Raw genomic sequence first — 17,529 nt, forward strand, 5'->3', positions numbered from 1 at the left:
TATCCTGGCGCTCGTGCGCGCTGACCGGGTGACCCCGGGCTCGCAGACGTCTCTGCGCGAGGCCAACCGAGCCCGGATCGTGAGCGCCGTCCAGCAGCGTGGCTCCCTCACGCAGATCGAGCTGGCCGGCGTCACCGGCCTGTCCCCGGCCACCGTCTCCAACATCGTCAAGGAGCTCACCGGCGCGGGCGTGCTGCACACGTCGCCGTCCACGCGCAGCGGCCGCCGCGCCCTCCAGGTGACCCTCGCGCGCAACCTCGGCCTCGTCGCCGGCATCCACTTCGGCACCCGCTCGCTGCGCGTCGCGCTCGCGGACGCGTCGATGCGGGTGCTCGCGGACCAGCGGATGCCCCTCGCCCCGGACCACCGCGCCGACACGGGCCTCCAGCGCGCCGTCCTGCTCGTCGAGGAGCTGGTCGCGTCCGTCGACGCCGCGCCGGACGAGCTGCTCGCCGTCGGGGTGGGCGTCCCCGCCCCCGTCGACGTCCGCACCGGCCGCATCGCGACCGTCGGGATGATGCGCGGGTGGGACGGCGTCGTCGTGCCCGAGCTGATCGAGGCCGAGCTCGGCGCCCCGGTGAGCGTCGACAACGACGCGAACCTCGGGGCGCTCGCGGAGACCCGGTTCGGGGCGGCGGCCGGTCACGACGCCGTCGCCTACCTGCGCGTGTCGCACGGCGTGGGCGGGGGCCTCGTGCTCGGCGGGCGGCTCGTCCACGGGCGCGGCGGCGTCGCGGGGGAGATCGGGCACGTGACCATCGACGAGAACGGCCCCATCTGCCGGTGCGGCAACCGCGGCTGCCTGGAGACGTTCGTCGGGGCGAACGTGCTCCTGGGGATGCTCTCCGAGAGCCGCGGACACCTCACGCTGCGCGACGTCATCCTCCGCGCCCGCGAGGGCGACCCGGGCTGCCGCCGCGTCCTGTTCGACGCCGGGCAGCACCTCGGCGTCGCGGCCGCCAACCTGTGCAACCTCGTGGACCCCGAGATCGTCGTCGTGGGCGGCCAGCTCGCGGAGGCCGGGGAGATCCTCCTGGGCCCGCTGCGGACCGCCCTCGAGCAGCGGACCGTGCCGAGCACGTTCGGCCCCGTCGAGGTGGTCGCGTCCGCGCTGGGCTCCGCGGCGGAGGTGCGCGGCGCGCTCGCCGTCGCGCTCGACACCGCGCGCGTGAGCGGGTCCCTGGGGGTGAGCGCATGAGGCGCCGCCGCACGGGCGTCGTCGCCGCGACCGCCGCGCTCGCCCTCGCCCTCGCGGCGGGCTGCGCGACGCAGGTCCCGGCCGAGCCGACCGAGCCCGTCGAGGGCACGATCGGGCTCCTCCTGCCCGAGGTGAAGACCGCCCGCTACGAGACGACCGACCGCCCGACGTTCCTCGCGGTCGTCGAGCGCCGCTGCCCGCGCTGCGAGGTGCTCTACGCGAACGCCGCCCAGGACGCCGCCGTCCAGCAGCAGCAGGCGGAGTCCATGCTCGCGCGCGGCGCCGACGTGCTCGTCCTCGACGCCGTCGACACCGTCGCGGCGGCGAGCGTCGTCGCCGAGGCCCAGCGGCTCGGCGTCCGCGTCATCGCCTACGATCGCTTCGTCGCCGGCGCGGACTACTACGTGTCGTTCGACAACGAGCTCATCGGCTACCTCATGGGGGAGGCCCTGGTCGGCGCGGTCGAGGCGCGCGCCGAGGAGGACCCGCCCGCGGACGGCCGACGGCCGGGGGTGCTGCTCGTGCACGGGTCGCCGACCGACCCGAACTCCGCGGCGCTCGCCGCGGGTGCCCACCGCGCCCTCGACGGAGAGGACATCGACGTGCTCGGCGAGTACGACACCCCCGACTGGAGCCCGGACAAGGCGACCGAGTGGGTCGAGGGCCAGATCACCCTGCACCCCGGTCGGGTGGACGGCGTGCTCGCGGCGAGCGACGGCATCGCGGGCGGCGCGGTCGCCGCGATGAAGGCCGCCGGTCTCGACCCCGTGCCGCCCACGACGGGGCAGGACGGCGAGCTCGCGGCCGTGCAGCGCGTCATCTCCGGCGACCAGTACATGACGGTCTACAAGGCGACCACCCAGCAGGCGCGCACCGCCGCCGAGCTCGCGGTCCGTCTCCTGCGCGGCCAGGACCCGGCGGCCACCGCCCGGATCGACGGCGTCCCCAGCCTCCTCCTCGCCCCCCGCGCCGTCGGCCCCGACGACGTCCAGCGCGTCATCGTCGACGGCGGCGTGTACACGACCGAGGAGATCTGCACCCCGTACTACGTCGACGCGTGCGCGGCGCTCGGGCTCGTGGAGGCGGCACCGTGAGCGCCGACCGTCCCCTGCTGTCGCTGCGCGGGGTCTCCAAGAGCTTCGGCGGGGTGCGCGCGCTCGTCGACGTCGACCTCGACGTCCACGAGCGCGAGGTGCTCGCCGTGGTCGGGGACAACGGCGCCGGGAAGTCGACCCTCGCGGGCGTCGTCGCGGGCGCGTTCCGGCCCGACACCGGCCAGGTCCTGCTCGACGGCGAGCCCGTCGCCCTCGGGTCGCCGAAGGACGCCCGCGACGCCGGGATCGCCGCCGTGTTCCAGGACCTCGCGCTCGTCGACGACCTCGACGTGGTCGAGAACCTGTTCCTCGGGCAGGAGACGCGCCACGGTCCCTTCCTCGACGAGATCGCCATGGAGCGCGAGGCGTGGGCGCTGCTCGACCAGCTCGCCGCGACCGTGCCGTCCGTCCGGCTGCCGGTCCGTGCCCTGTCCGGCGGCCAGCGGCAGGTCGTCGCGGTGGCGCGCGCCCTCCTCGGGTCGCCGCGCGTGCTCGTGCTCGACGAGCCCACGGCGTCCCTCGGCATGCGGCAGGCCGCCGAGGTGCTCAACCTCATCGAGCGGCTGCGCGAGCGCGGTCACGCCGTCGTCCTCGTCAGCCACCAGGCGGGCGAGCTCCAGGCGGTCGCCGACCGCATCCTCGTGCTGCGGCTCGGCCGCGTGCACGGCGAGTTCGCGGGCGACACGACGTACGAGGACCTGCTCGCCGCGATGACCGGCGCCGTGCGCCCGGGCCGGCCGGAGCACGCCCGGCCCGGCCGCGCCGACGACACCGGGGGGGTGCGGCGATGAGCGTCCCCGGCGCCCGGCCCGCCGCCCGCCCCGGCCGCGAGCTCCCCCGTGAGGGCGCGCTGTCGGGGTCCGTCGTGGCCCGCGTGCGCGGCACCCACCTCGGCATGCTGCCCATCGTCGGGGCCCTCGTCCTCATCTGGGCGGTGCTCGGCATCGTCAACCCCGCGTTCCTGTCCGCGGAGAACCTCGTCAACCTCACGCTGCAGAGCGTCCCCACCGGCGTCATCGCGCTCGGCGTGGTGCTCGTGCTGCTCGTGGGCCAGATCGACCTGTCCGTCGGGTCGGTGAGCGGCCTCGCGGCCGCCGTGCTCGCCGTCGGCGCCGTGACCCTGGGCTGGCCGATCGGACTGGCGGTCGTCGCGGCGCTCGCGGTCGGCGTCGTGGTGGGGCTCGGCTACGGGGCGCTGTCGACCCGGCTGGGGCTGCCGTCGTTCGTCTTCACGCTCGCGGGCCTCCTGATCCTCGCGGGGGTGCAGCTGCGCGTCCTCGGGCCGCGCGGCACCATCAACCTGCCCTTCGAGTCGTGGTTCGTGCGGACCGTGCAGCAGGGCTTCCTGCCGCAGGCCGCCGCGTGGGTGCTGGTCGCCGTGGTCGTCGTCGGCTACGCGGCGGTCCAGGTCGTCGAGCACGTGCGCCGCGTCCGGGCCGAGCTCCCCGCGCCGCGGGCGGGGCGCATCGTCCTGCGCACCGGTGCGCTCGCCGCCGTGCTCGTCGCCACCGTCGCGTACCTGGGGACGGCGCGCGGCATCGGGTACACCGTGGTGCTGTTCGTCGCGCTCGTCGTCGTCGTCGACGTGCTGCTGAGGCGGACCCGCTGGGGCCGGTCGGTCCGTGCCGTCGGCGGCAACCGGCGCTCGGCGCTGCTCGCGGGCGTCGCGGTGCGCCGCACCGTCGTGTCCTGCTTCGTCGCGTGCTCCACCTTCGCCGCGCTCGGCGGGGTCCTCGCCGCCGGTCGCCTCGCCGCCGCGAACCAGGGCACGGGCAGCGCCGACACGTACCTCACGGCCATCGCCGCCGCCGTCATCGGCGGCACGAGCCTCTTCGGCGGGCGCGGCAGCGCGTGGTCCGCCCTGCTCGGCGTGCTCGTCATCCAGTCCATCGCCAACGGGCTCACGCTGCTGAACCTCGACACGGCGACGCGCTACATCGTCACGGGAGCCGTGCTGCTCCTCGCTATCGTCGTCGACATGCTCATCCGCGGTCGACGGGAGGTCTAGGGAACATGGTGCTGCAGGGGGAACCCGCGCTCACGGAGCAGGAGGTGCGTCCGGTGCCACGGACGACCGGGTCACGAGGAGGTCGGCGGCCGACGCTCGCGTCCGTCGCGGAGCTGGCGGGGGTGAGCCTCAAGACGGCCTCGCGCGTCCTCAACGACGAGCCGAACGTCGCGCCGCAGACGCGCGAGAAGGTGCAGGACGCCGCCCGGCAGCTCGGGTTCCGGCGCAACGCCGTGGCGGCCGACCTGGCGCGCGGAGGGTCGTCGCGCCTCGTCGGGTTCGTCACCGGCGACCTCGCCAACCCGTTCTACTCGGCGCTCGCCGCCGGCATCGAGCGCGAGCTGCGGCCCCACGGGCTCCAGCTCATCACCACGAGCTCGGACGAGGAGCCCGAGCGCGAGCACGAGCTCACCGAGGCGCTGGTCGAGCGCCGGGTGGGCGCGCTCGTCGTCACGCCGACCGCGACGGACCACTCGGCGCTGCGGCACGAGCTCGCCGGTGGTCTGCCCGTCGTCTTCGTCGACCGCCCCGCGGAGGGCGTCGAGGCGGACACGGTCGTCATCGACAACCGGGGCGGCGTGCGCGACGCCGTCACGCACCTCCTCGCCCACGGGCACCGCCGTATCGCGCTCGTCGGCGACGAGTCGCGGCTGTGGACCTTCCAGGAGCGGTGCGACGAGTTCGTCACGACGCTGCGCGCGGCGGGCGTCGAGGACCCGGACCGGTACGTGCGGGCCGGCGCGCACGACGCGGGCCTGGCACGCACGTTCGTCGCCGAGCTGCTCGCGATGCCCGAGCCCCCGACGGCGCTGCTCACGGCGAACAACAAGATCACCAAGGGTGCGCTGCACGCCCTGCGGGAGCACGGCACGGACGCGCAGGGCCGTCCGCGCGTGGCGCTCGTCGGGTTCGACGACTTCGAGCTCGCGGACCTCCTCGACGTCACCGTCGTCGGGTACGACGTCGCGGAGATGGGCCGGCAGGCGGCCTCGCTCGCGGTGTCGCGCGCCGCGGACCCGACGCTCGCGCCGCGCCTCGTCGTCGTCCCGACGCGCGTCGTCGTGCGCGGGACCGGGGAGGTCTCCCCGGTGGCGTCGGACGCCTGAGCGGGCGCGGGGTCGCCCGATCCCGTGCCGGGACGCCCGGTCGCGGACGACGCGTCGCGGGGTCGTACGGGTCGGGTAACCTCCCCGGCCATGACGAGCCTGCCGACCCGGCCTCCCGGTCCCCGCCCGCCCGTCGACCCCTGCACGTCGGCCCGCCGGCGCGCAGGGGTGGCCGCGGCCGCCCTGTCGCTCTCCGTCCTCCTCGTGGCCTGCACGGGCGACGACCCGGAGCCCGGGCCGTCGCCCGTGGTCGTGGGGGCGCAGGAGTACGAGCCCGTCCTGGAGGTGCGCCTGCCGGTGCCCGGCTCGGCCGAGGACGAGGTGACGGTCGGGCTCGTGTCCCTCGTCGCCGAGGGGCCGACCGTCGAGCTGCGCGTGCTCCTCACCCCGCACTTCGTCGAGGACGACCCGGACCGGCCCGAGGAGCACTCGGTGTACGACATGCTCGGCAGCCACCACGACCCGTGGCTGCTCGACGTCGACACCCTCACGCGCTACGACGTCGTGTCGGCGCCGGGCGAGGACCTGTCGACCGACATCGTGTACGCGCAGACGACGAACGACCGCGCGCTGCTCTACCAGGCGTGGTTCCCCCGCCCGGAGGGCGATCCGGCCGCGGTCGACGTCCGCCTGCACGACGCGTGGCCCGCCTTCGAGGACGTGCCCGTGACGTGGGAGGAGGGCGAGTGAGCCGCCGTCGGGCCAGGGAGGTCGCGGTGGCGAGGCCGGTCGCCGGGTCGGTCGTCGCGGGGCTGCTCCTGGCCGCGGCGGTCGCGCCCGGCGCGTGGGCCGCGGACGCGACCGACGGCGCGGCGTCCGTCCCCGGCGTCGACCCGCTCACGCTCGACGACCTCGGCGGCGCGCCGACGCGCGAGCTGCTGGACCGTGCGGTGACCCGCTTCGACCCGGGGGTCGCGCGGACGTTCGAGCTCGACGGTGCCGTGCAGTCGTTCGAGTACGTCGAGGTCGTCGAGGAGGAGGTCGTCGTCACGCTGGAGACGGACGTGCTGTTCGACGTCGGCTCGGCGGAGCTCTCCGACGCGGCGGTCGAGCGGGTGCGGGAGGTCGCCGCGGACCTGCCCGAGGGCGTGACGGCGGGCGTCGCGGGCCACACGGACTCCGTGGGCGAGGACGCCGCGAACCAGGACCTCTCGCAGCGCCGGGCGCAGGCGGTCGCCGACGTCGCGGCGGCGGAGCGGCCCGACGTCTCGTTCGACGTGACGGGGTTCGGCGAGTCGCGGCTCAAGGTCGCGGAGTCGGGGGAGGACGTCGCGGACGCGCGGGCGCAGAACCGTCGCGTCGAGCTGCGGTACTCGGGCACGGCGCCGGGTGCGTCGATGCTGGAGCGCCAGGAGGAGGACCTGGCGCCCGTCACCGTGCCGTACGAGCCGGCGGAGGGGCCGCGCGTCGAGCCGGTCGAGGACGCGGAGGTCGTCACGCGCGAGGTCGTGGACGTGCCGCTGCCCGAGGGCGGCGAGGCGCGGGTGCGGGTCGGGGTGGAGCCGATCGTGGTCCGCGGCTCGGTGATGCGGCTGCGGCTCCAGCTCACGCCGCTCGACCCGGTCGACGGCGACTCCGACCGCCTGACCGTGTACGAGCTGACGGGCGGCGAGCTGCACCCGCGGGCGGTGGACCCGTACGCGCTCGTCTCGTACGAGCCGGTGGAGAGCCGCGGCCTGGAGCTGCAGTCCGACCCGTTCGGCGCGCGCACGGCGGTCGGCGGCACGGTGCGCTACGAGGTGTACCTGCCACGGCCGCTCGACGAGTCGTTGTCGTCGCTCTACGTGTCCGTGGTGCCGACGTGGCCGACGTTCGAGGACGTCCCGGTCCGCTGGGAGTGACGGCCCCGGCCGTGTGGGCCGGAGCCGTTGACATCGACCTCCGCGCCACATAGGTTCGCCTGGATGACAGCGCTTCCCTCGCGTTGTCCATCGTTCGTCCTCGGAGAGCAGACAGCGCTGTCGATCGAAGGAGATCGCTCGTCATGACCCACCCTCCCGTCCCCGCGCGCGCCGGGTCGGCGCGCCCCGCAGGGGGCCGTCCACGCCCCTGGGGCGTCGCGCTCGCCGCGGCGCTCGCCGTCCCCCTCGCCGTCCCCGTCGGCTCGCTCACCGCGCTCCCGGCGGCGGCCGCCGAGCCCGGGGACTTCGCCACGTCCTTCGAGGAGAGCGACGCGGCCCCCCTGGAGTCCACCGTCGCCCAGCGCGACGGAGCGCCGTGGCAGTCCAACATCGCCGCCGCGACGTCGGGCCTGCCGGGCAGCGTGCTCGGATCCCTCGGCGCCGTCACGGCCAGCGCGCAGAACCTGCCCAACGAGGGCGCGGCGAAGCTCGCCGACGGGTCCGCGAGCAGCAAGTGGCTCGCGTTCGCGTCCACGGGCTGGGTGGTCTACGAGTTCGCCGAGCCGGTCGCGATCGAGGCGTACGCGCTGACGTCCGCGAACGACTCCGCGGGGCGCGACCCCAAGAACTGGACCATCGAGGCGTCCGACGACGGCTCCACGTGGACCGCCGTCGACCAGCGCACCGACGAGGACTTCCCCCAGCGCTTCCAGCAGCGGGTGTTCGAGCTCGACGAGCCCACGCAGGCGCACCGGTACTACCGGCTGAACATCACGGCGAACTCGGGCGACGGGATCGTCCAGCTCGCCGAGTGGGACCTCTCGGCCGACCTCGACGCACCCCCCGCCGAGGCGCCGATGACGACCGAGGTCGGCACCGGGCCGTCGGTGAGCTTCACGAACAAGGCGGGCGTCGGGTTCACCGGCACGCACTCGCTGCGGTACGACGGCTCGCACCTCGGCGAGGGCGAGGCGAACGCCACCAACGTGCTCTACGACGACGTCGAGGTCACCGTCGGCGAGGACACGCGGCTGAGCTGGAAGATCTTCCCCGAGCTGCTCGACGACCTGCAGTACCCGTCGACCTTCGCGTCCGTGGACCTCGAGTTCACCGACGGCACCTACCTCTCCGACCTCGACGCGACGGACGCGCACGGCACGGGCGCGTCGGCCCAGGAGCAGGGCGAGGGCAAGATCCTCTACGCCGACCAGTGGAACTCGGTGCGCGTCGACCTCGGCGACGTCGCCGCGGGCAAGACGGTCGACAAGGTGCTGATCGGGTACGACAACCCGGGCGGCGAGGCCGGCACCCAGTTCGCGGGCTGGCTCGACGACGTCGCGATCGAGGCGCAGCCGCCCGTGATCGACGGGTCGAGCCTCGCCAACTACGTCGACACGCGCCGCGGCACGCACGCGACGGGCAGCTTCTCCCGCGGGAACAACATCCCGGCGACGGCCGTGCCGAACGGCTTCAACTTCTGGGTGCCGTTCACCAACGCGGACTCCCAGAGCTGGCTGTACGAGTACCACAAGGGCAACAACGCCAACAACAAGCCCGTGCTGGAGGGCTTCGGCATCTCCCACGAGCCCAGCCCGTGGATGGGCGACCGGAACCAGCTCACGTTCCTGCCGTCCACCGCCACCGGCACGCCCAGCGGCACGCTGTCCCAGCGCGGCCTCGAGTTCGACCACGCCGACGAGACGGCGCGGCCGGACTACTACGGCGTGACCTTCACGAACGACTCCGCCCTCGAGGCCACGCCCACCGACCACGGTGCGGTGCTGCGTTTCACCTTCCCGGGCGACGTCGGGCACGTGCTCGTGGACAAGGTCGACGGCAGCTCCACGCTGACGTTCGACCAGGCCACGGGCACCCTGTCCGGCTGGGTCGAGAACGGCTCCGGCCTCTCGGTCGGGCGCACGCGCATGTTCGTCACCGGAACCTTCGACCGTGGTCCGACGGCGGTCGGGACGGCGGCGGGCAACCGCGCGGACGCACGCTTCGCCACGTTCGACACGTCGTCCGACGACACCGTCGAGCTACGCGTCGCGACGTCGTTCATCAGCCTCGACCAGGCGCGCGCCAACCTCGCGCAGGAGGTCGAGGGGCGCACGTTCACCGAGGTGAAGGCCGCCGCGGCCGACGCCTGGAACGACCGCCTCGGCGTCGTCGAGGTCGAGGGGGCGAGCGAGGACGAGCTCGTCACCCTGTACTCCAACCTGTACCGCCTCAACCTGTACCCCAACTCGCAGTTCGAGAACACGGGCACGGTCGACGAGCCGGTGTACGAGTACGCGAGCCCCGTCTCCGCGACGACCGGCTCCGCGACGGACACGACGACGAACGCCAAGGTCGTCGAGGGCAAGATCTACGTCAACAACGGGTTCTGGGACACGTACCGCACGGCCTGGCCGGCGTACTCCCTGCTGTACCCGGAGCTCGCGGGCGAGCTGATCGACGGGTTCGTCGAGCAGTACCGCGACGGCGGCTGGATCGCGCGCTGGTCCTCCCCGGGCTACGCCGACCTCATGACGGGCACGAGCTCGGACGTCGCGTTCGCCGACGCCTACCTCAAGGGCTCGCTCGACACGGACGTCGCCCTGGAGGCGTACGACGCCGCGCTGAAGAACGCGACCGTCTCCCCGCCGAACAACGCGGTGGGCCGCAAGGGCCTCCAGACGTCGCCGTTCCTCGGGTTCACGCCGGAGTCCACGCACGAGTCCGTGTCGTGGGGCCTGGAGGGCCTGGTCAACGACTTCGGCATCGGCAACATGGCGGCCGCCCTCGCCGAGGACCCGGCCACGCCGGACGAGCGCCGCGACGCGCTGCGCGAGGAGTCCGCGTACTTCCTCGAGCGCGCCACGCACTACGTGGAGCTCTTCGACGCCGACGTCGACTTCTTCGTGCCGCGGCACGCGGACGGCGAGTTCGCCGTCGACCCGGAGACGTACGACCCCGCGGCGTGGGGCGGCGGCTACACGGAGACCAACGGCTGGAACTTCGCCTTCCACGCCCCCCAGGACCCGCAGGGCCTGGCCAACCTGTACGGCGGCAAGGAGGGCCTGGAGGCCAAGCTCGACGCGTTCTTCTCCACGCCCGAGCTCGGCGCCGGCAGCGGCGGCATCCACGAGCAGCGCGAGGCCCGCGACGTCCGCATGGGCATGTGGGGCATGAGCAACCAGGTGTCCCACCACATCCCGTGGCTGTACGACGCCGCGGGCGCGCCGTCCAAGACGCAGTCGACGGTCCGCGAGGTCACCCGCCGCCTGTTCACGGGCAGCGAGATCGGCCAGGGCTACCCCGGCGACGAGGACAACGGCGAGATGTCGTCGTGGTGGCTCTTCTCCGCGCTCGGCTTCTACCCGCTCCAGGTGGGCTCGGCCGAGTACGCCGTCGGGTCTCCGCTGTTCGACAAGGCCACCGTGCACCTGCCGGACGGCGACCTCGTCGTCAACGCCGCGAACAACTCGGTGGACAACGTCTACGTGCAGTCCCTCGCGGTCGACGGCGAGGCCGTGACCTCGACCTCGCTCTCGCAGGAGGACCTCTCCGGCGGCGCGACGCTCGACTTCGTCATGGGCCCGGAGCCGTCCGACTGGGGCACCGGCGAGGACGACGCCCCGCCGTCGCTCACCGAGGGCGACGAGGCTCCCGAGCCCGTCCAGGACGCGACGACCGCCGGCCTCGGCACGACGACCGTCGCCGACGGTGACGCGTCGACCGGCGCGGCCGCGCTCGTCGACAACACGTCGGGCTCGCGCACGACGTTCGCCACGAGCACGCCCACGGTCACGTGGTCGGGCAACGGGATCCGCCCGACCGTCGGGTCGTACACCCTGACGTCCGGGGCGAGCGGCACGGCGTCGCCCGCCGCCTGGACCCTGGAGGGCTCGGACGACGGCGAGACGTGGACGACGCTCGACGAGCGCTCCGGCGAGGAGTTCCACTGGGCGCTGCAGACCCGGCCGTTCACCGTGGCCGAGCCGGGCGCGTACGCGCACTACCGGGTCGCGGTCACGGCGACGGCGGGCGGCACCTCGGGTGCTGCGCTGTCCCTCGCCGAGGTCGAGCTGCTCGCCGACCCGTCCGAGTCCGGGGCGGACGAGCTCACGCTCACCGCCGCGGCCGACCGCGACGCCGTCACGGGCCGCGAGGTCGAGGGCACGTTCGCGACCCTGACCGGGGTCGAGGACGGCGACCCGTCCGGCCTCGCGGCGACCGTCTCCTTCGGCGACGGCAGCGAGCCGGTCGAGGCGACCCTCGTCGAGGGGTCGTTCGGGGCGTGGGCGGTCCGTGCCGCGCACACGTGGGACGCCGCGGGGGTCTACCCCGTGACCGTCACCGTGACGCCCGAGGGCGGCGAGCCGGCCACGGCGACCACGCACGTCTCGGTGTCGCTGCTGCGCGAGGGCTCGCTGCTCGCCGCGTACGACAACGTCTGCATCGGCGACCTCGGCACGACCCTCGGGTCGTGCGACGGACAGGGCGTCTTCTTCGACCGGGCACAGCTCGAGGAGAAGGGTGTCGTCCAGGGCGAGCGCATCGACGTCCCCGGCACCGACCTGCGGTTCGACCTGCCCGCGGTCCCCGCGGGCGAGCCGGACAACGCGACCGGTGACGGCCAGACCGTCGAGCTCGACCTCCCGGCCGACGCCGAGCAGCTCTCGGTGATCGGCACGGGCACGGAGAAGAACCAGCAGGCCTCCGGCACGCTGACCTTCGACGACGGCTCGACGCAGGCGATCGACCTGAGCTTCGGCGACTGGTCGGGCGCCGCACGCAACCCCGTCTACGGGAACATCGCGGTCGCCGTCACCGACGACCGTCTGCGCGGCGGGAGCCCGCAGACCGGCACCCCGGCGGCGATGTTCGCCACCGCGCCGGTCGACCTGCCCGAGGGCAAGCGGGCCGTGAGCCTCACGCTCCCGGACCAGCCGGGCGAGCTCTCCCGCGACGGCCGCATCCACGTGTTCGCCGTCGCGCACGACGGCACGTTCGCGGACCACGCACCGCTCGAGGTGACGGCGGCCGAGGGCGTGAGCGTCGGCGTCGGGCAGGAGACCGACACGGTGCTCGCGACCGTCGCCGGCGGCCGCGAGGGCGCCGACCTCACCGCCGCGATCACCTGGGGCGACGGCAGCGACGTCGCCGCGGGGACCGTCGCCGACGGGACCGTGACGGGTGCGCACGCCTACGCGGAGACCGGGACGTACACCGCGTACGTCGTGGTCGACGACGGGTGGACCAGCCAGGTCGTCGAGGTCCCCGTGACCGTGACCGACGCCGCCCCGACGCTCGACGTCGAGGTCACCACGAGCACGCGGTGCCTCGCCGGCAAGGCGTACGTCGCCGTCCGCGCGACGAACGGCGAGGACGTGCCGCTCGCGATCCGGCTCGTCACCCCGTACGGGTCGAAGCAGTACGCGTCCGTGCAGCCCGGGGCGTCGGCCTACCAGTCGTTCGCGACCCGCGCCACCGAGGTCGACGCCGGGACCGTGACGGTCGAGGCCGTCCGCGGTGCGGGCGACGAGGAGGTGACCGCGAGCCTCGAGGCCGGCTACGACGCCGTGAGCTGCGGCTGACGTCGGCCGCCGTGCGGCTTCGTCGCGCGGCCGCCCGCCCCGGGTCCTGACGTCCAGGACCCGGGCCGGGCAGCACCACCGGCGGTGCCCCGGGAGGATCCTCCCGGGGCACCGCGCCGTACCGGAGGAGACTGGGCACGTGCCCGATCAGCCTCCGCACACCCGAAGGGCCCTCATGACGACCGACACCCCCGTTCCCGCCGCCGCCCCGGACGCCCCCGGGGGCACCTCCTGGCGGCGCGACCAGCTCGCCGCGCTGCTCCGCTTCGGCGAGGCCTCGCTGCGCGCCGACGGCGCGGCGCAGTGGCTCGACGACGACGGTCGCCCCGACCCGACGCAGCCCGTGCACACGTGGATCACCGCCCGCATGGCGCACGTGTACGCGTTCGCGTCGCTGCTCGGCGTCCCCGGTGCCGGTGAGCGCGCGGACCGCGCCCTGCAGGGGCTGCGCGCCGTCCTCGTCGACGCGGAGCACGGCGGCTGGGTCGCGTCGCGCGGGCCCGACCCCCGCCCGGGCGACGTCGTGGACAGCGCGGACGGGCCCGTCGACGGGACGAAGAGCGCGTACGCGCACGCGTTCGTCGTGCTCGCCGCGGCGTCGGGGGCGATCGCCGGGCGCGACGGCGCGCGCGAGCTGCTCGACGCCGCGCTCGCCGTGCTCGACGAGCGGTTCTGGGAGCCGGGCCCGCGGATGCACGCCGACGAGTGGTCGCGCGACTGGTCGACCCTCGACACCTACCGCGGCGTGAACGCGAACATGCACGCCGTGGAGGCGCTGCTCGCCGCGCACGACGCCACCGGCGACCCCGAGTGGCTCGCCCGCGCCGCGTCGGTCGCGGACCGCGTCGTCGGCTGGGCGGCCGAGCACGACTGGCGCATCCCCGAGCACTTCGACGCGTCGTGGACGCCGCTGCCCGAGTACAACGCCGACCGCCCGCGCGACCCGTTCAAGCCGTACGGGTCCACCCCCGGGCACGGCCTGGAGTGGGCGCGCCTGCTGCTCCAGCTCGACGTCGCGGCAGGGACGCCCGGCGCGCGCTCGGACGCCGCCGTCGCGCTCTTCGACCAGGCCGTCGTCGACGGGTGGGACGGCGAGCACGGCGGCGGGTTCGTGTACACCGTCGGCTGGGACGGGGTGCCCGTCGAGGCGCGCCGCTACCACTGGGTCGCGGCCGAGGCCGTCGCGGCCGCCGACGTGCTCGGCCGGGTCACCGGCGACACCCGGTACACGGCCCTGGCCACGCAGTGGTGGGCGTGGGTCGACCAGCACCTCGTGGACCACGAGCGCGGGTCCTGGCACCACGAGCTCGACACGCACAACACGCCCGACGGCGTCACGTGGGTCGGCAAGCCCGACGTCTACCATGCCGCCCAGGCCGCGATCCTGCCGGACCTGCCCCTCACCGGCTCGCTCGCCGCCTCCGCCAAGGCCGCCGGCCGCATCCTCGGCTGAGCGTCGCGCCGAACCCGGGGTTCCGCGTCACCACCCGTCGCCGAGCCCCGGGTTGTGCGGCACGTCGGCCGGATCCTGCCGACCAATCCAGGGTTCGGCGGACTAGGGTGCGCGACGTGACCCGACACCAGCCCGACGCCGTGACCCTCGACGACCTGGCCGCGGACGACCCGCGCTGGGCAGCCGTGCTGCCCGTGCTGCAGGAGCTGCGCCCGCACCTCACGGCGGAGGCGCTGCGCCAGGTCCTCGTCGACGACGCCCCCGGGCCCCGCTTTCTCGCCGCGTTCGACGGCGACACGTGCCTCGGCGTCGCGGGCTGGCGTCTGGTCGCGAACACGAGCGCGGGCCGCAAGCTCTACGTCGACGACCTCGTCACCGCGGCCACGGCACGCTCGCGCGGCGTCGGCGCGCTGCTGCTCGGGGAGCTGGAGCGACGCGCCCGTGCGGCCGGGTGCTCCGTCCTCGACCTCGACTCCGGCGTCCAGCGGTTCGACGCGCACCGCTTCTACCTGCGCGAGCGGATGGACATCGTCGCCCACCACTTCGCGAAGACGCTCTGAGGCGACACCGCAGCCTTTGATTGCGGGATACTGGTACAGGTATACTGCGGTGATGGACGTCGCGACCCTGATCAGGACGACACGGGAGCGCGCTGGCCTGAGCCAGGCAGCGCTCGCAGCGAGGGGCGGCACCTCGCAGCCCGCGGTGTCGCGGTACGAGGCCGGGACCAGCTCGCCGTCGGTCACGACGCTCGAGAGGCTCCTCGCGGTCATGGGCGCGCGTCTCGAGATGTCGGTCAGGCAGGCCCCGCGACGACTCGACGCTCGGACGTCGCGCATGTCCACGCTCCGAGCGCACCGCCGGGAGATCCTGGCGATCACCCGGCGGCACGGCGCGTCGGGCGTCCGCGTCTTCGGCTCCGTGGCGCGCGGAGACGACGGCCCGGATTCGGACGTCGACATCCTGGTCGACCTCGATGTGCACCGTCGGGGTCTGTTCCCGGTCGCGGACATGTCTGACGAGCTGTCGGTGCTGCTCGGCGAGCGGGTCGACGTCGTCCCGGTCGACGCGCTCGCGCCGCACGTCGCCGAGTCCGCCCTCGCCACGGCGGTCCCGCTGTGAGCCGCAGCATCGCCGAACGGCTGGACGACATCCTCGACGCGGTCTCGGCGGTCCGGAGGGCCGAGGCGCTCCTGCAGTGCGACGGCGGTGACGCGGTCGAAGAGGTCGCGGTCGCGGCGATCCAGTACTGGGTCCTCACGATCGGGGAAGCGGTCAAGGCGCTTCCGGACACCGTGACAGCGCGCCGGCCCGACGTCCCGTGGTCGAAGGTCGCACGCATGCGCGACCTCATCGGGCACCACTACGACAAGCTCGACGCCCAGATCGTTCGAGCGACGATCGGAGAGCCGCTCGCCGCGCTCGAGCGGGCATGCCTGGCGATCCGTGCGGACCTGGAGCCCGACCGTAGGCGTCGACCCGAGGTTTCGCGTCGGGAGAGACGTGTCCGAGTGTCGATCGGTGCGCACGCCGCAGACGACGAGAGCCCCGCACCTCGTGGTGCGGGGCTCTCGTGCGCTGAGCGGGTGACGGGAATCGAACCCGCGCTATCAGCTTGGGAAGCTGAAGTTCTACCATTGAACTACACCCGCGCGGCGCTGGTGGCGCTCGCCGCGGAGCCTCGTGGGAGGATCCTGGCGAACCAGCGCGCGCCCCGATCATAGCGGACGCCGCCGGGGATGCCAGCATCGTGTCGGAGGAGCGCCCGTGACCCAGAACCCGTACCAGCCCGAGCCGGAGTACGGGAGCCCGGAGCCGTCGTCGGGCACGACGCCGCCCACGCAGCCGCTGCCGCAGGGCTACGGCACGGCCTCGCAGTACCCGGCCCCGGGCTACCCGCCGCCGGGTCAGGCCCCGTACCCGCCGCCGGGCCAGCCGTACGGCTACCCGCCGCTGCAGCACCCGTACGGGTACGACCCGAACCTCGACCCCGGTGCGAAGTCGCGCCTCGCGGCGGGCCTGCTGGGGATCTTCCTGGGCGCCCTGGGGATCCACCGGTTCTACCTGGGGTACACGGGCATCGGGCTGACGATGCTGCTCGTGACGGTGATCGGCTTCTTCCCCACGTTCGGCCTCGCGCCGATCGCGGTGTCGATCTGGGGGCTGGTCGAGGGGATCCTCTACCTCACCGCCAAGCAGGGGACGTACGCCGTCGACTCGACGGGCCGACCCCTGCGCGCCTGACGCCCGTCAGGGGCCGGGGCGCGCGGTTCAGACGCGGTAGTCGTCCGGCCCGACGGGGTCGGGCGAGGACGGGTCGCCGGTCCGCAGCGAGGCGGCCTGGTCCTTGACGGCCCCGGCGACCTTGCCGCCCTGCTCCTTGGCGACGTCGGCGAGCCGCGAGCCCTGCTCCTTCGCGACGGCCGTGACCTTCTCCTGCGCGGTGTGGACGGCGGACTGGACGTCCTCGGACCGCCACAGGTCCTGCGCCTTCACCTTGATCTCCTCGAAGCGCTCGCGTCCGGCGCGCGTCCCGAGCACGTAGCCGATCCCGACGCCCACGAGCAGGGCGATCTTGGCCTTCATGGTGACTCCTCCCGTTCGACGATGAGGGAGAACGTAGACGTGTGCGACGGTGCTCGCACGGTGTCGGCTAGCGTGGCCCCGTGCTGCTCTCCGACAGGGACATCAGGGCCGAGCTCGACGCCGGCCGCGTCCGCCTCGACCCGTACGACGCGGCGATGATCCAGCCGTCGAGCATCGACGTGCGCCTCGACCGGTACTTCCGGCTGTTCGACAACCACAAGTACCCGTTCATCGACCCGTCCCAGGACCAGCCGGACCTCACGCGCCTCGTGGAGGTGGACCCGGCCGAGCCGTTCGTGCTGCACCCGGGCGAGTTCGTGCTCGGGTCGACGTTCGAGACGGTGACGCTGCCCGACGACGTGGCGGCGCGTCTGGAGGGCAAGTCGAGCCTCGGCCGCCTGGGGCTGCTCACGCACTCGACGGCGGGGTTCATCGACCCGGGCTTCTCGGGGCACGTGACGCTCGAGCTGAGCAACGTCGCGACCCTGCCCATCACGCTGTGGCCGGGCATGAAGATCGGGCAGCTCTGCTTCTTCCGGCTGTCGTCGCCGGCCGAGAACCCGTACGGGTCGAGCGTGTACGGGTCGCGGTACCAGGGGCAGCGCGGGCCCACCGCGTCGCGCTCCTTCCAGGGCTTCCACCGGACGGACGTGTGACGTGG

General features: G+C 74.1%; 14 protein-coding genes, 1 tRNA gene and 1 pseudogene. 14 read left to right on the plus strand and 2 right to left on the minus strand.

From position 1 onward, the window contains the following. The first annotated feature begins 13 nt into the window (after positions 1-13). The 12 genes and pseudogenes from LGQ04_RS00710 to LGQ04_RS17880 form a co-directional block, all read left to right on the plus strand. Positions 14-1,198, plus strand: a complete 1,185-nt coding sequence (locus tag LGQ04_RS00710) for an ROK family transcriptional regulator (protein ID WP_229241561.1) — start codon at positions 14-16, stop codon at positions 1,196-1,198. Further along, on the plus strand, positions 1,195-2,292 hold the full coding sequence (locus LGQ04_RS00715) for a substrate-binding domain-containing protein (protein ID WP_229241562.1): 1,098 nt from the start codon (positions 1,195-1,197) through the stop codon (positions 2,290-2,292). Before LGQ04_RS00710 ends, LGQ04_RS00715 begins: the two co-directional genes overlap by 4 nt. After that, complete coding sequence (locus tag LGQ04_RS00720) at positions 2,289-3,083, plus strand: ATP-binding cassette domain-containing protein (RefSeq protein ID WP_229241563.1); 795 nt, start codon at positions 2,289-2,291, stop codon at positions 3,081-3,083. Before LGQ04_RS00715 ends, LGQ04_RS00720 begins: the two co-directional genes overlap by 4 nt. Further along, entirely contained in the window at positions 3,080-4,300 is a 1,221-nt protein-coding gene (locus LGQ04_RS00725; RefSeq protein WP_229241564.1) for a sugar ABC transporter permease, read from the plus strand. The genes LGQ04_RS00720 and LGQ04_RS00725 overlap by 4 nt, the downstream gene beginning before the upstream one ends. 5 nt (positions 4,301-4,305) lie before the next feature. Then, the gene (locus LGQ04_RS00730) at positions 4,306-5,406 is read left to right on the plus strand and encodes a LacI family DNA-binding transcriptional regulator (protein ID WP_267493946.1); all 1,101 of its coding nucleotides are present in this window, start codon (positions 4,306-4,308) and stop codon (positions 5,404-5,406) included. Between the two features lie 90 nt (positions 5,407-5,496). Further along, the gene (locus tag LGQ04_RS00735) at positions 5,497-6,096 is read left to right on the plus strand and encodes a hypothetical protein (protein WP_229241566.1); all 600 of its coding nucleotides are present in this window, start codon (positions 5,497-5,499) and stop codon (positions 6,094-6,096) included. A gap of 26 nt (positions 6,097-6,122) precedes the next feature. Beyond that, positions 6,123-7,247, plus strand: a complete 1,125-nt coding sequence (locus tag LGQ04_RS00740) for an OmpA family protein (protein ID WP_229241567.1) — start codon at positions 6,123-6,125, stop codon at positions 7,245-7,247. 143 nt (positions 7,248-7,390) lie between these two features. Then, entirely contained in the window at positions 7,391-12,829 is a 5,439-nt protein-coding gene (locus LGQ04_RS00745; RefSeq protein WP_229241568.1) for a GH92 family glycosyl hydrolase, read from the plus strand. Positions 12,830-13,004: 175 nt separating this feature from the next. Further along, positions 13,005-14,282 (plus strand): AGE family epimerase/isomerase, encoded by a 1,278-nt coding sequence (locus LGQ04_RS00750; protein WP_229241569.1) that lies wholly within the window; start codon positions 13,005-13,007, stop codon positions 14,280-14,282. 116 nt (positions 14,283-14,398) lie between these two features. Beyond that, a complete protein-coding gene (locus LGQ04_RS00755; protein WP_229241570.1) occupies positions 14,399-14,842 on the plus strand; it encodes a GNAT family N-acetyltransferase in 444 nt (147 codons plus the stop codon). A 52-nt stretch (positions 14,843-14,894) separates the two neighbouring features. After that, positions 14,895-15,404: a helix-turn-helix domain-containing protein gene (locus LGQ04_RS17955; RefSeq protein WP_504748048.1), complete on the plus strand. Its 510-nt coding sequence runs from the start codon at positions 14,895-14,897 to the stop codon at positions 15,402-15,404. Beyond that, positions 15,401-15,709 (plus strand): annotated as a pseudogene (locus LGQ04_RS17880) (HepT-like ribonuclease domain-containing protein); the annotation flags it as partial. The gene LGQ04_RS17955 and the pseudogene LGQ04_RS17880, both read left to right, overlap by 4 nt. A 154-nt stretch (positions 15,710-15,863) precedes the next feature. Here LGQ04_RS17880 and LGQ04_RS00765 read toward each other — a convergent pair. Next, positions 15,864-15,934, minus strand: a tRNA-Gly gene (locus LGQ04_RS00765). A 115-nt stretch (positions 15,935-16,049) separates the two neighbouring features. On the opposite strand from LGQ04_RS00765, the gene LGQ04_RS17580 reads away from it, so the two are divergent. Then, positions 16,050-16,526 carry a TM2 domain-containing protein gene (locus tag LGQ04_RS17580; protein WP_229241572.1) on the plus strand — a complete coding sequence of 159 codons (477 nt, stop codon included), beginning with the start codon at positions 16,050-16,052 and terminating at the stop codon, positions 16,524-16,526. Positions 16,527-16,553: 27 nt separating this feature from the next. On the opposite strand, the gene LGQ04_RS00775 is transcribed toward LGQ04_RS17580, so the two are convergent. Beyond that, positions 16,554-16,868, minus strand: coding sequence for a YtxH domain-containing protein (locus LGQ04_RS00775; protein ID WP_229241573.1), 315 nt, complete (start codon positions 16,866-16,868; stop codon positions 16,554-16,556). A gap of 80 nt (positions 16,869-16,948) precedes the next feature. Here LGQ04_RS00775 and dcd point away from each other — a divergent pair, with 80 nt between their 5' ends. Beyond that, complete coding sequence (gene dcd / locus LGQ04_RS00780; protein ID WP_229241574.1) at positions 16,949-17,524, plus strand: dCTP deaminase; 576 nt, start codon at positions 16,949-16,951, stop codon at positions 17,522-17,524. Positions 17,525-17,529 lie beyond the last annotated feature (5 nt).

This window comes from Cellulosimicrobium marinum, assembly GCF_020551945.1.
Lineage (GTDB): Bacteria > Actinomycetota > Actinomycetes > Actinomycetales > Cellulomonadaceae > Cellulosimicrobium > Cellulosimicrobium marinum.

Excerpts from the sequence above, each read along its gene's own strand:
- LGQ04_RS17955 (WP_504748048.1), top strand. The coding sequence starts at position 14,895 with ATGGACGTCGCGACCCTGATCAGGACGACACGGGAGCGCGCTGGCCTG.
- LGQ04_RS00750 (WP_229241569.1), top strand. The coding sequence starts at position 13,005 with ATGACGACCGACACCCCCGTTCCCGCCGCCGCCCCGGACGCCCCCGGG.
- LGQ04_RS00715 (WP_229241562.1), top strand. The coding sequence starts at position 1,195 with ATGAGGCGCCGCCGCACGGGCGTCGTCGCCGCGACCGCCGCGCTCGCC.
- LGQ04_RS00735 (WP_229241566.1), top strand. The coding sequence starts at position 5,497 with ATGACGAGCCTGCCGACCCGGCCTCCCGGTCCCCGCCCGCCCGTCGAC.
- LGQ04_RS00775 (WP_229241573.1), bottom strand. The coding sequence starts at position 16,868 with ATGAAGGCCAAGATCGCCCTGCTCGTGGGCGTCGGGATCGGCTACGTG.
- LGQ04_RS00730 (WP_267493946.1), top strand. The coding sequence starts at position 4,306 with ATGGTGCTGCAGGGGGAACCCGCGCTCACGGAGCAGGAGGTGCGTCCG.
- LGQ04_RS00725 (WP_229241564.1), top strand. The coding sequence starts at position 3,080 with ATGAGCGTCCCCGGCGCCCGGCCCGCCGCCCGCCCCGGCCGCGAGCTC.
- LGQ04_RS00745 (WP_229241568.1), top strand. The coding sequence starts at position 7,391 with ATGACCCACCCTCCCGTCCCCGCGCGCGCCGGGTCGGCGCGCCCCGCA.